Origin of the sequence: Aureimonas endophytica, from assembly GCF_014642635.1 — a bacterium.
Lineage (GTDB): Bacteria > Pseudomonadota > Alphaproteobacteria > Rhizobiales > Rhizobiaceae > Plantimonas > Plantimonas endophytica.
The window spans coordinates 1-12,129 of the sequence record NZ_BMIQ01000004.1 but is presented as its reverse complement, the minus strand read 5'-3'; the positions used below and the strand labels follow the sequence as shown (position 1 = coordinate 12,129).

Annotated in this window: 12 protein-coding genes; 9 read left to right on the top strand and 3 right to left on the bottom strand. The window is 67.9% G+C overall.

Annotation, left to right across the window (positions count from 1 at the left end; all coding sequences use genetic code 11):
• Positions 1–5 precede the first annotated feature (5 nt).
• The 8 genes from sucD (at position 6) to lpdA (ending at position 8,705) form a co-directional block, all read left to right on the top strand.
• Entirely contained in the window at positions 6–908 is a 903-nt protein-coding gene (gene sucD / locus IEY14_RS13450) for a succinate--CoA ligase subunit alpha (RefSeq protein WP_188909311.1), read from the top strand.
• A gap of 84 nt (positions 909–992) precedes the next feature.
• The gene (locus IEY14_RS13445; protein WP_188909309.1) at positions 993–3,989 is read left to right on the top strand and encodes a 2-oxoglutarate dehydrogenase E1 component; all 2,997 of its coding nucleotides are present in this window, start codon (positions 993–995) and stop codon (positions 3,987–3,989) included.
• A gap of 67 nt (positions 3,990–4,056) precedes the next feature.
• Positions 4,057–5,346, top strand: coding sequence for a 2-oxoglutarate dehydrogenase complex dihydrolipoyllysine-residue succinyltransferase (gene odhB / locus IEY14_RS13440; RefSeq protein ID WP_188909307.1), 1,290 nt, complete (start codon positions 4,057–4,059; stop codon positions 5,344–5,346).
• A 6-nt stretch (positions 5,347–5,352) separates the two neighbouring features.
• Entirely contained in the window at positions 5,353–5,655 is a 303-nt protein-coding gene (locus IEY14_RS13435; protein WP_188909305.1) for a hypothetical protein, read from the top strand.
• Positions 5,652–6,293, top strand: coding sequence for a LysE family transporter (locus IEY14_RS13430; protein WP_188909303.1), 642 nt, complete (start codon positions 5,652–5,654; stop codon positions 6,291–6,293). The genes IEY14_RS13435 and IEY14_RS13430 overlap by 4 nt, the downstream gene beginning before the upstream one ends.
• Positions 6,286–6,819: a hypothetical protein gene (locus IEY14_RS13425; protein ID WP_188909301.1), complete on the top strand. Its 534-nt coding sequence runs from the start codon at positions 6,286–6,288 to the stop codon at positions 6,817–6,819. The genes IEY14_RS13430 and IEY14_RS13425 overlap by 8 nt, the downstream gene beginning before the upstream one ends.
• Before the next feature lie 34 nt (positions 6,820–6,853).
• Positions 6,854–7,261, top strand: coding sequence for an MAPEG family protein (locus IEY14_RS13420; protein WP_188909299.1), 408 nt, complete (start codon positions 6,854–6,856; stop codon positions 7,259–7,261).
• A gap of 28 nt (positions 7,262–7,289) precedes the next feature.
• Positions 7,290–8,705, top strand: a complete 1,416-nt coding sequence (lpdA, locus tag IEY14_RS13415; protein ID WP_188909297.1) for a dihydrolipoyl dehydrogenase — start codon at positions 7,290–7,292, stop codon at positions 8,703–8,705.
• A gap of 65 nt (positions 8,706–8,770) precedes the next feature.
• On the opposite strand, the gene IEY14_RS13410 is transcribed toward lpdA, so the two are convergent.
• The 3 genes from IEY14_RS13410 to IEY14_RS13400 form a co-directional block, all read right to left on the bottom strand.
• Positions 8,771–8,941, bottom strand: coding sequence for a hypothetical protein (locus tag IEY14_RS13410; protein WP_188909295.1), 171 nt, complete (start codon positions 8,939–8,941; stop codon positions 8,771–8,773).
• Positions 8,942–9,125: 184 nt separating this feature from the next.
• Complete coding sequence (locus tag IEY14_RS13405; RefSeq protein ID WP_188909293.1) at positions 9,126–10,187, bottom strand: TraB/GumN family protein; 1,062 nt, start codon at positions 10,185–10,187, stop codon at positions 9,126–9,128.
• An 80-nt stretch (positions 10,188–10,267) separates the two neighbouring features.
• On the bottom strand, positions 10,268–11,221 hold the full coding sequence (locus tag IEY14_RS13400) for a tyrosine recombinase XerC (RefSeq protein ID WP_188909291.1): 954 nt from the start codon (positions 11,219–11,221) through the stop codon (positions 10,268–10,270).
• A gap of 130 nt (positions 11,222–11,351) precedes the next feature.
• Between IEY14_RS13400 and IEY14_RS13395 the strand changes: the two genes are divergently transcribed.
• Positions 11,352–11,786: an OsmC family protein gene (locus tag IEY14_RS13395; protein WP_188909289.1), complete on the top strand. Its 435-nt coding sequence runs from the start codon at positions 11,352–11,354 to the stop codon at positions 11,784–11,786.
• Positions 11,787–12,129 lie beyond the last annotated feature (343 nt).

Sequence of the window (12,129 nt, the reverse complement as noted above, 5' to 3'; positions counted from 1 at the left end):
ACGCCATGTCCATCCTCGTCGACAAGAACACCAAGGTCATCGTGCAGGGCCTGACCGGCAAGACCGGCACGTTCCACACCGAACAGGCCAATGCCTATCACGCCGGCACCATGGTGGCGGGCATCCATCCCAAGAAGGGCGGCGAGAACTGGACGGGCGCGAGCGGCGAGACGCTGCCGATCTTCGCGACCGTCGCCGAGGCCAAGGAGAAGACCGGCGCGACCGCCTCGGTGATCTACGTGCCGCCGGCCGGTGCCGCCGACGCCATCATCGAGGCGATCGACGCCGAGATCCCCTTCATCACCTGCATCACCGAGGGCATTCCGGTGCTCGACATGGTGCGCGTCAAGGGCCGGCTCGACAAGTCGAAGTCGCGCCTCCTCGGCCCGAACTGCCCGGGCATCCTGACGCCCGGCGAGTGCAAGATCGGCATCATGCCCGGCTCGATCTTCCGCCAGGGCTCGGTGGGGATCGTTTCCCGCTCGGGAACGCTTACATATGAGGCGGTCTTCCAGACCTCGAACGAGGGTCTCGGCCAGACCACGGCCGTCGGCATCGGCGGCGACCCGGTGAAGGGCACGGAGTTCATCGACGTTTTGGAAATGTTCCTTGCCGATGATGCGACGAAGTCGATCGTGATGATCGGCGAGATCGGCGGCTCGGCCGAGGAGGACGCGGCGCAGTTCCTCATCGACGAGGCGAAGAAGGGCCGCAAGAAGCCGATGGTCGGCTTCATCGCCGGCCGCACCGCCCCCAAGGGCCGAACGATGGGCCATGCCGGCGCCGTCGTGTCCGGCGGCAAGGGCGATGCCGAATCGAAGATCGCGGCGATGGAAGCGGCGGGCATCCGCGTGTCGCCCTCGCCCGCCCGCCTGGGCGCGACCCTGGTCGACGTCCTGAAGGGCTGAATGGAAACCGGCGGGCGCCCGCGCCCGCTCTCGACCCTTGAGAGGAGGCGGCCGCCGCAGCGCCGGCGCCGCGAAGACCCGACCATGTCACGCGATTCCGCGAACGATTTCTTCTCCGAAACCTCGTTTCTCTATGGCGGCAATGCCGACTATATCGAGGAACTCTACGCGGCCTACGAGAAGGACCCCGCCTCGGTCGCGGGCGACTGGGCGGCCTTCTTCGGCGAGCTGAAGGACGAGAAGGCGATCGTCCTCAAGAATGCCGAGGGCGCCTCCTGGAAGCGCGGCAACTGGCCGATCGTCGCCAATGGCGAGCTCGTCTCCGCCCTCGACGGCAATTGGGGCGAGGCCGAGAAGCGCATCGAGACCAAGCTGAAGGACAAGGCGGCGGACGTCGCCAAGGCCAAGGGCACCGAGGTCTCGGAAGCCGCCATCCTCCAGGCGACGCGCGATTCGGTGCGCGCTCTCATGCTGATCCGCGCCTATCGCGTGCGCGGCCATCTCCATGCCAAGCTCGACCCGCTCGGCATCGCCGCCCAGCCGGACGAGGACTATAACGAGCTCTCGCCCAAGGCCTACGGCTTCGAGGACGGCGATCTCGACCGCAAGATCTTCATCGACAACGTCCTCGGCCTCGAATTCGCGACCATCCGCCAGATGGTCGAGATCCTGGAGCGCACCTATTGCTCCACGATCGGCTGGGAATTCATGCATATCTCGAACCCGGTCGAGAAGCAGTGGATCCAGGAGCGCATCGAGGGCCACGACAAAGGCGTCGGCTTCACGCCGGAAGGCCGCCGGGCGATCCTCAACAAGCTGATCGAGGCGGAGGGCTTCGAGAAGTTCCTCGACGTCAAGTACAAGGGCACCAAGCGCTTCGGCCTCGACGGCGGCGAATCGCTGATCCCGGCGCTGGAGCAGATCATCAAGCGCGGCGGCCAGCTCGGCCTCCAGGAGATCGTGCTCGGCATGGCCCATCGCGGCCGGCTGAACGTCCTGTCGCAGGTGATGAACAAGCCGCACCGCGCCATCTTCCACGAATTCCAGGGCGGCTCCTACAAGCCGGAGGACGTCGAGGGCTCGGGCGACGTGAAGTACCATCTCGGCGCCTCCTCGGACCGCGAGTTCGACGGCAACCGGGTGCATCTGTCGCTGACCGCCAATCCCTCGCATCTCGAAATCGTCAACCCGGTCGTGATGGGCAAGGCGCGCGCCAAGCAGGACCAGCTCGCCCGCAAGGCCCAGATCGAGACGCCGAACCTGGAGCAGCGCTCCAACGTCCTGCCGCTGCTGATCCATGGCGACGCGGCCTTCGCCGGCCAGGGCGTCGTCGCGGAATGCTTCGGCCTGTCGGGCCTCAAGGGCCACCGCGTCGCCGGCACGCTGCATTTCATCATCAACAACCAGATCGGCTTCACCACCAATCCGCGCTTCTCGCGCTCCTCGCCCTATCCGTCGGACGTGGCGAAGATGGTCGAGGCGCCGATCATCCACGTCAATGGCGACGATCCGGAAGCGGTGACCTTCGCGGCCAAGATCGCGATCGAGTTCCGCATGCAGTTCCAGAAGCCGGTCGTGGTGGACATGTTCTGCTATCGCCGCTTCGGCCATAACGAGGGCGACGAGCCGGGCTTCACCCAGCCGAAGATGTACAAGGTCATCCGCGGCCACGAGACGACGCTGGAACTCTATACCAAGCGCCTCGTCGCCGAGGGCGCGGTCAGCCAGGAGGATGTCGATGCCCGGCGCGCCGAATGGCGCCAGCATCTGGAGACCGAGCACGAGACCGGCCAGAACTACAATCCGAACAAGGCCGACTGGCTGGACGGCGCGTGGTCGGGCCTGCGCCGCGCGGCCTCCGAGGACGAGCCGCGCCGCGGCGCGACCGGCGTGCCGCTGAAGGCGCTGAAGGAGATCGGCGCCAAGCTCGCCACCGTGCCGGAAGGCTTCAACGTCCACCGCACCATCCAGCGCTTCATGGAGAATCGCGGCAAGGCGATCGAGAGCGGCGAGAATATCGACTGGGCGACCGGCGAGGCGCTGGCCTTCGGCACGCTGGTGACGGAAGGCCATCCCGTCCGCCTGTCCGGCCAGGATTCCGAGCGCGGCACCTTCTCGCAGCGCCATTCGGTGCTCTACGACCAGGAGGAGGAGACGCGCTACGTGCCGCTCTCCAACCTCGCCAAGGGCCAGGCGACCTATGAGGTCATCAACTCGATGCTCTCGGAGGAGGCGGTGCTCGGCTTCGAATACGGCTATTCGCTGGCCGAGCCGAACGCGCTGACGCTCTGGGAAGCCCAGTTCGGCGATTTCGCCAATGGCGCGCAGGTCGTGGTCGACCAGTTCATCTCGTCCGGCGAGGCGAAGTGGCTGCGCATGTCCGGCCTCGTGATGCTGCTGCCGCATGGCTATGAGGGGCAGGGGCCGGAGCACTCCTCGGCGCGGCTGGAGCGCTATCTCCAGATGTGCGCCCAGGACAACATGCAGGTCGCCAACCTGACGACGCCGGCGAACTATTTCCACGCCCTGCGCCGCCAGCTGAAGCGCGACTTCCGCAAGCCCCTGATCCTGATGACGCCGAAGTCCCTGCTGCGCCACAAGCGCGCCGTCTCGGACCTCTCGGAAATGGCGGGGGACACGAGCTTCCATCGTCTGCTCTGGGACGATGCGGAGATGAAGAAGGACTCCGCCATCAAGCTGGCGAAGGACGCCAAGATGCGGCGCGTCGTGATGTGCTCGGGCAAGGTCTATTACGACCTCTACGAGGAGCGCGAGAAGCGCGGCGTCGATGACGTCTATCTCCTGCGTCTCGAACAGCTCTATCCGTTCCCGGCGAAAGCGCTGATCGGCGAGCTGTCGCGCTTCAAGCAGGCCGAGATGGTTTGGTGCCAGGAGGAGCCCAAGAACATGGGCGCCTGGAGCTTCATCGACCCCTATCTCGAATGGGTGCTCGACCATATCGGCGCCGATCGCCGGCGCGTGCGCTATGCCGGCCGCCCGGCCGCGGCCTCGCCGGCGGCGGGCACCATGTCGAAGCATCAGGCGCAGCTCCAGACCTTCCTGGAAGAGGCGCTCGGCTGAGGCCGGGCACCCCTTCCGTCCCGGCCCCAAGGCCGATTGCGACCATTTCCAAGAGATCCAGATCCATATGAGCACCGAAATCAAAGTCCCGACGCTCGGCGAATCCGTGACGGAGGCGACCGTCGGCCAATGGTTCAAGAAGCCCGGCGACCGCGTCGAACGGGATGAGACCATCGCCGAGCTCGAAACCGATAAGGTGACGGTGGAAGTGCCGGCCCCGGCCGCCGGCATCCTGGAAGACATCGCCGTGAAGGAGGGCGAGACCGTCCAGGCCGGCGGCCTTCTCGGCTCGATCGGCGAGGGCCGGGGCGCCGGCGATACGGGTGCCCGGAAGGCGACCGAGGCGGCGCCCGCTCCGGCGGCGGCTGCGACGGAGGCGAAGACCACCGATTACGGCGGCGGCACCGCGCCTTCGAAGGAACAGCAGGGCGCCGAGCCGGCGCGCGCCAATGGCGGCGCGATGCCGGCCGCGCCCTCGGCCCAGAAGCTGATGAGCGAGAAGGGTCTCGGCGAGGGCGATGTCGAGGGCTCCGGCAAGCGCGGCCAGGTGCTGAAGGGCGACGTGCTCGCCGCCCTCGCCAAGGGCGCCCCGTCCTCGGCGCCGGAGCGCCCGGCGGCGCCCGCCGCCGCCCGCGCCCCCTCCGCCCCCGGCGACGAGGCGCGCGAGGAGCGGGTGAAGATGACCCGCCTGCGCCAGACCATCGCGCGGCGCCTGAAGGACGCGCAGAACACCGCCGCGATGCTGACCACCTTCAACGAGGTGGACATGGGCGCGGTGATGCAGCTGCGCAACCGCTACAAGGACGTGTTCGAGAAGAAGCACGGCGTGAAGCTCGGCTTCATGGGCTTCTTCACCAAGGCGGTGACGCATGCCCTGAAGGAGATCCCGGCGGTGAATGCCGAGATCGACGGCACCGACATTCTCTACAAGCACTATTGCCACATCGGCATGGCGGTCGGCACCGACAAGGGTCTCGTCGTGCCGGTGGTGCGCGACGCCGACCAGATGTCGATCGCCGGGGTCGAGAAGGAGCTCGGCCGTCTCGCCAAGGCGGCGCGCGACGGCTCCTTGTCCATGGCCGACATGCAGGGCGGCACCTTCACCATCACCAATGGCGGCGTCTACGGCTCGCTGATGTCGACGCCGATCCTCAACTCGCCGCAGTCGGGCATTCTCGGCATGCACAAGATCCAGGAGCGGCCGATGGTCGTCGGCGGCAAGATCGAGATCCGCCCGATGATGTATCTGGCGCTGTCCTACGATCACCGCATCGTCGACGGCAAGGAAGCCGTCACCTTCCTGGTCCGCGTCAAGGAGAGCCTGGAGGATCCGGAGCGTCTGGTCCTCGACCTCTAAACTCTTATGAGCGTTCGGAAACGTCAGGCCATTCCGGGCCTGATGTTTCTGCTTTCTGTCTGCCTCGGACCGACCTGCGCTGGTTTCGCCGGTCTCCTGGTCGGCCGGAAGTATCAACATTGGATGGACTTCGGAGACGCGGCGAACTGGGGCTTCGTGATCGACCGGTGGTTCGATCTGATCTTTGCCTTGAGTATCGGAACCGCGCTTTCCACAATCGCCGCCGCTGCGCTCTATGCCTTGGCGGTACGCTCGGCTTCGCCGGGACAATCCAAGGCCGATGGCGAACTGAAAAGAGAAACGGCATGAGCCACTATCTTCTCGAGCTGGCCGCGCTCATGGCGGTCTTCTCCTTCGGCATCGTGGTTCCGGGCGCCGATCTGGCGATGGTGATGCGCCAGTCGCTCACCCATGGTCGGCGCGCCGCCATCGCGACCAGCTTCGGCATCGGCACGGCGCTGCTGTTCCATGTCGGCTATACCGTGCTCGGCATCGGCCTCATCGTCTCGCAGTCGATCCTCGCCTTCAACATCGTGAAATGGGTCGGCGCCGCCTATCTCTTCTATCTCGGCTGGCGTTCGATCCGCGAGGCGAACGTGCCGGAAATGCCGGAGATCGATCCGGCCGAGCGCGCCCGCCCGATGTCCGACGCGAAGGCCTTCGGCATGGGCTTCCTGACGAATGCGCTGAACCCGAAGCCGGTCCTGTTCTTCCTCACGCTCTTCTCCTCGCTCGTCAGCCTGGAGACGCCGACGCTCGTCAAGATCGGCTACGGACTCGTGATGGCGAGCGCCCTGATCCTCTGGTTCGTCGGCGTTTCCTTCTTCTTCACCATTCCCGCCATCCGCCAGTCCTTCGTCCGCGCCGGCCGCTGGATCACGCGGGCGACGGGGTTCGTCTTCATCGGCCTCGGCCTGAAGCTCGCGACGGAGAAGATGCATGGCTGAGGTCTTTCGCCCGGCCCTCTTCGCCCTGGCGCTCGCCGCGGCGCTGCCCGCCCGTGCCGAGGAGGCCGCGCCGCAGCCGCCGGCCGACCAATCCACCGCCGCCGAGCCCGACTATCTTGACGATCGCTCGACGCCGGACGCGGTGATCCGCTCGCTCTACAACGCGATCGACCGCAAGGAATATGTCCGCGCCTGGTCCTATTTCCGCGACGAGCCCGACCGGCCGGCCTTCGCCGATTTCGCCAAGGGCTATGCCGAGACGGCCGGGGCGGCCGTGCGCACCGGCAAGGCGGTATCGGACGGCGCCGCCGGCTCGATCTACTATACGCTGCCCGTCGCGGTGCGGGCCGTGGACGTGAAGGGGCGCGAGAGCGTTTTCACCGGCTGCTACCAGCTGCGGCTCGTCCAGCCCGGCATCCAGGCGGAGCCGCCCTTTCACCCCCTCGGCATCGTCAAGGGAAAGCTCGAGGCCTCGTCGCGCGCTTTCTCCGAGGCGATGGGAACCTGTCCCCAGGGCGGGCTTTGAGGTCGCGAGTCCTGTCATGACGGAAAGCGCGCCCATGCTCCCGATGCCCCATCTGCCGATCGAACTGACGCTTCTCGCCTGGTCGGTCGTCCTGCTCGTCGTCCATATCGGCTTGCAGGGCCAGCTCGCGACGCGCGAGCGCGGCACCGACTGGAATGCCGGGCCGCGCGACGGCGAGGCCAAGCCGCTCGGCCGTCATGCCGCGCGCGCCGAGCGGGCGCTGTCGAATTTCCAGGAAACCTATCCGGCCTTCGTCGCCGCCGTGCTGATCGCCGTCCTGTCCGGCCGGCTCGGCTGGTGGTCGACGGCCGGCGCCTGGCTGTGGTTCCTCGGCCGCATCGTCTATCTGCCGCTCTACATCTTCGGCATTCCCTATATCCGCTCGCTCGTCTGGCTGGTGTCGCTCCTCGGCATCGTCCTGATCCTGTTCCAGCTCACCTGACCCTCCACCCTCCGAGACCTCGCATCCCATGTCCGACAGCACCGCCTCCTTCGATCTCGTCGTCATCGGCTCCGGCCCCGGCGGCTATGTCTGCGCCATCAAGGCGGCGCAGCTCGGCCTGAAGGTCGCGGTGGTGGAGAAGCGCGCCACCTATGGCGGCACCTGCCTGAATGTCGGCTGCATTCCCTCCAAGGCGCTGCTTCACGCCTCCGAAATGTATGCCGAGGCGCGGCACAGCTTCGCGACGCTCGGCATCAAGGTGTCGCCGGAACTCGATCTCGCGACGATGCTGGGCCACAAGGACAGGACGGTGAAGCAGAATGTCGACGGCATCGCCTTCCTGTTCAAGAAGAACAAGATCGATGGCATCATCGGCGCCGGCCGCATCGCGGCGCCGGGCGAGGTGGAGGTGACGGGCGAGACCGGCAGCCGCAGCCTGAAGACCAAGGCGATCTGCATCGCGACCGGCTCGGTCGTCGCCGGCATTCCGGGCGTCGACGTCGTCTTCGACGGCGAGACCGTCGTCTCCTCCGACCATGCGATCGCCCTGCCGAAGGTGCCGGAGACGATGATCGTCGTCGGCGGCGGGGTGATCGGCCTCGAGCTCGGCTCGGTCTGGTCGCGCCTCGGCGCCAAGGTCACCGTGGTCGAATATCTCGACAAGGTGCTGGGTCCGATGGACGGCGAGGTCTCGACCGCCTTCCAGAAGCTGATGGTGAAGGAAGGGCTGGATTTCCGCCTCTCGGCCAAGGTGACGGCGGTGGAGAAGACCGGCGCCCGCGCCAAGGTGACGTTCGAGCCAGTCGCCGGCGGCGCGGCCGAGGTGCTGGAGGCGGATGTCGTGCTGGTCGCGACCGGCCGCCGGCCCTTTACCGACGGGCTCGGCCTCGACGAGGTCGGCGTCGCGCGCGACAAGACGGGCCGCGTCGAGATCGACGCGCATTATAAAACCAATGTCGACGGCATCTATGCCATCGGCGACGTGGTGAAGGGGCCGATGCTCGCCCATAAGGCGGAGGACGAGGGCATCGCGCTGGCCGAGATCCTGGCCGGCCAGGCGGGCCATGTGAATTACGGCGTCATCCCCTCCGTCGTCTATACCTCGCCGGAAGTCGCCTCGGTCGGCCGGACGGAGGAGGAGCTGAAGAAGGAGGGCGTCGCCTACAAGGTCGGCAAGTTCTCCTTCACCGCCAATGGCCGCGCCCGCGCCATGCTGCACACGGACGGCTTCGTAAAGGTGCTGGCCGATGCCGCGACCGACCGGGTGCTCGGAGTCCATATCCTCGGCTTCGGCGCCGGCGACATGATCGCCGAGACGGCCGTGCTGATGGAATTCGGCGGCTCGTCGGAAGATCTCGGCCGCACCTGCCATGCCCATCCGACCCTGTCGGAAGCGGTGCGCGAGGCGGCGCTCGCCACCTTCGCCAAGCCGATCCACTCGTAAGCGTCCGACCTCGCGAAAAGGCCCGGCGATCGCGCGATCGCCGGGCCTTTCTCATGGGGGAGACCTCAGCCCGGCTGGCCGCTCGGCGGCGGCGGGGGCGGGGGCGTGCCGGAATCGGCGGTGGTCGTGGTGCCCTTCGCCTCGGCCGAGACATGGCCGGGACAATCGGCGAAGGCCGGCGCGGCGAACAGCGCCGCGAGGAGCCCGAAGGCGAGGGCGGTCTTGCTACGGATCATGCCATGCGCTCCCTTCCCATGGAAAGACAGGCAACCTGCGCCCCGCCGCCGGCCCCGGCAAGCGCGCCGGCGTTCACGATCCGGTGCTTGAGTCCCACAGCGGCGCCCGAGGGTGCCGAGACGCCACGCAGGCTTCGGCCGCGCGGCGACGGCCGGGAAGGGGCATTTTGGACGCGCGGCGCGATCAGTCCGCCCGGGTGACGCGATAGCCCGCGCGGCGCAGCAGCTCCACGAGCCCTTCCTCGCCCGGCAGATGCAGGGCGCCGACCGCGACGAGGACGCCGCCCGCCGCCAGCTGCGGCGCCAGCCGCTCGGCCATACGGCGATTGCGATCGGTGACGATGCGCTGCTCGAATTGCGCATAGGCGGCGCCGCTCGCCTGCGGGCTGTCCGGCGTTTCGGTCGCGATCTCGGAGAGCGGACCGATCGCGCCGATGCGGCCGGCGAGATAGAAATCCGTCAGCGTCTCGAAGAGATCGGGGATCGTGTCCTTGACCCTGAGGATCGACAGGAGATTGGCGACCTGGAGTTCCATGTCCATCGAGGCCATGGCCTGAAGCTGTTCCAGCGAGCTTTCGAGCCCGACCAGCACCTTGCCGGCGGCCTTGGCATCGAGCGCCAGCGCGATGTCGAGCGGATGGGCGCCCGCCGCCGCCCGCGCCGCCTCGCAGCCCGGCAGCATCACGCCCATCGCCGTGAACCAGGGCTGGAGCGTGCGCACCGCCGCATAGGGCGTGCCGGCCTTGGCGAAGAGCGCGTCCGACTCGCGCTTCTCCTCGGGCGACAGATAGTCGTCGAGGCTCTTGCCGGCCGGCAGCATCATCAGTTCGGGATGGGCGAGGACGAGGAGATCCGACTTGCCCTGGTCGAGCACGTCGAGCGTCTCGATCACCACCGTCTTCGCCGCGCCGAGCGCCGCCTCCACCGCCGGAGGCCGGGCGAGGATGCGCGGATCGGAAAGATGCATGGTGCCGAAGAGATAGGAGGGTGGCAGGCCGTCCTTCTCGACCCGCCAGAAGCGGCCCTCGCCATTCGGCACCTTGGCGGCTTCCGCCTCGATGCGGGCGAGGCGGCCATCGGCCGCGAGCTTCGGCGTCAGGTCGGTGCCGGGCTGGCAGGCGGGCTCGGCGGCGGATGCGGGGGCGGGGCCCGGCGCCAGCGTGGCGAGAAGGACCGCCAGCGCCCCGGCGAGGCGCCGCCTGTGCCGGCGCCGCGTGCCGCCGCTTCCCTCCGTGCCGTTCCGCATCGCGCCCTCGTCCTTCTCCGCGTTCGGGCGGAGCCTAAGCGGCGAATGCGACCAAAGGCTGAAGGTCTCGCCGCGAGGCCTCAAGAGGCGCGCCGCGCCCGGGGATGGGCCTGATCGTAGACGGACAGGAGCCGCGCTGAATCGACGGCGGTATAGCCCTGCGTCGTCGACAGGCTGGCATGGCCGAGAAGGTCCTGGATCGCCCGGAGGTCGCCGCCGGCGGCCAGGAGATGCGTCGCGAAGGAATGGCGCAGGGCATGGGGCGTGGCGGAAGGCGGCAGGCCGAGGGCGCCGCGCAGCCGCGCCATCTCGCGCTGCACGATCTGCGGCCGGAGCGGACCGCCTTTGGCGCCGCGAAACAGCGGCGCCTCGGCCGACAGCGCGAAGGGGCAGAGCCGGCGATAATCCGCGACCGCCGCATGCACCGCCGGCAGAAGCGGCACGAGACGCGTCTTCATGCCCTTGCCGAGGATCGGCATCGAGCGCGCCGTCGCATCGGTCAGCGCGTCGCCGGGAAGATCGAGGGCCTCGGAAATGCGCAGGCCGCAGCCATAGAGCAGCGTCAGCACCGCGACATTGCGCGCTGCGAGCCAGGGCTCGGCGGCGAGCGCCCCGGCCTCCTCCGTCACGCTCAGCGCGTCCGGCACGCTGAGCGGCCGGGGCAGGGAGCGCGGCTGCTTCGGCGCGCGCATCGCCCGCGCCCCGGCGGAGGAGGCGAGGTCCCGGCGCTCCAGATGCCGCACGAAGGAGCGGATGCCGGACAGCGACCGCCCCAGCGTCTTCGCCTCCACCCCGTCGCGGCGCCGGGCGGCGAGAAAGGCGCGCAGATCCGTGCTGCGCAGCTCGGCGAGATCGCCGAGCTCGGCCGGGCGGCCGTGATAGGCGGTGAGGAAGGCGAGGAACTGCCGCACGTCGCGCTCATAGGCGGCAAGCGTATGCGGGCTGGCGCGCCGCTCCTCCTCGAGCGCCCGCAGCCAGGCGGATTTCTCGGCGAGAAGAGGCGGCGCGGCGGTGACGAGCAGGGCTTCGGTCATGACGAATGCGGGCTTCCGGACGAGGCGCGGCGGAACCGGGCCGATCCTAGCTGGACGAATGCGAAGCGAATCTTAACTCCCGCCCATCCGCAACGCGGCCAGGGTCCGCAAGAGCCGAGGATCGCCTCTCATGAAACGACATGCAACCGCCGTCTGGCAGGGCGCGCTCGCCGACGGCAAGGGCCAGATCACGACGCAGTCCGGCGCCCTGTCGGGCCATCCCTATTCCTTCAAGGCGCGCTTCGAGGACGAGAGCGGCAAGTCGGGCACCAATCCCGAGGAACTGCTCGGCGCCGCCCATGCCGGCTGTTTCGCCATGCAGCTTTCGCATTTCCTCGCCGAGAACGGCACGCCGGCGGAGGAGCTGAACGCGCGCGCCGTCGTCAGCGTCGAGCAGGCGGAGGGCGGCTTCGCGGTGAAGTCCAGCGCATTGACGCTGGAGGCCAAGGTGCCGGGTCTCGACGACGCGAAGTTCCAGGAACTGGCGAAGAAGGCGAAGGAAGGCTGCCCGATCTCGAAGGCGCTCGGCGCGATCGAGGTCTCGCTCGACGCGCGTCTCGCCTGAGCGGCGCGGACCGACGAATCAGAGGGCATTCGCATCGAACGGGAGCGTGCCGGACCGGCGCGCTCCCGTTTGCATTCGGGGAGGAAAGGCGAACGTGCGAACCCACCCTCACCTTCGTCTCGCAGGTGACGAGGTCGGCTGGCAAAGCGCGCCCGTCCCGATCCGGAGAGAGAATTTTGCCGTCTTTTTTGCATGGGATTGTCATGGTGACGTGTGGGTGACGTGGTGGGCTGTGGTGAAGGATGAGTTGGAACAGTAGGTTAGGCGGTTTGGCGGTTTTTTGATTTTTGGTGGGATGGGGCGTTGACAGTTTGGTCGGGGTGGATCTATAAACCGCTCATCG

Coding starts and splice junctions, on each gene's coding strand:
- sucD (WP_188909311.1), top strand. CDS start 6: ATGTCCATCCTCGTCGACAAGAACACCAAGGTCATCGTGCAGGGCCTG.
- IEY14_RS13445 (WP_188909309.1), top strand. CDS start 993: ATGTCACGCGATTCCGCGAACGATTTCTTCTCCGAAACCTCGTTTCTC.
- odhB (WP_188909307.1), top strand. CDS start 4,057: ATGAGCACCGAAATCAAAGTCCCGACGCTCGGCGAATCCGTGACGGAG.
- IEY14_RS13435 (WP_188909305.1), top strand. CDS start 5,353: ATGAGCGTTCGGAAACGTCAGGCCATTCCGGGCCTGATGTTTCTGCTT.
- IEY14_RS13430 (WP_188909303.1), top strand. CDS start 5,652: ATGAGCCACTATCTTCTCGAGCTGGCCGCGCTCATGGCGGTCTTCTCC.
- IEY14_RS13425 (WP_188909301.1), top strand. CDS start 6,286: ATGGCTGAGGTCTTTCGCCCGGCCCTCTTCGCCCTGGCGCTCGCCGCG.
- IEY14_RS13420 (WP_188909299.1), top strand. CDS start 6,854: ATGCTCCCGATGCCCCATCTGCCGATCGAACTGACGCTTCTCGCCTGG.
- lpdA (WP_188909297.1), top strand. CDS start 7,290: ATGTCCGACAGCACCGCCTCCTTCGATCTCGTCGTCATCGGCTCCGGC.
- IEY14_RS13410 (WP_188909295.1), bottom strand. CDS start 8,941: ATGATCCGTAGCAAGACCGCCCTCGCCTTCGGGCTCCTCGCGGCGCTG.
- IEY14_RS13405 (WP_188909293.1), bottom strand. CDS start 10,187: ATGCGGAACGGCACGGAGGGAAGCGGCGGCACGCGGCGCCGGCACAGG.
- IEY14_RS13400 (WP_188909291.1), bottom strand. CDS start 11,221: ATGACCGAAGCCCTGCTCGTCACCGCCGCGCCGCCTCTTCTCGCCGAG.
- IEY14_RS13395 (WP_188909289.1), top strand. CDS start 11,352: ATGAAACGACATGCAACCGCCGTCTGGCAGGGCGCGCTCGCCGACGGC.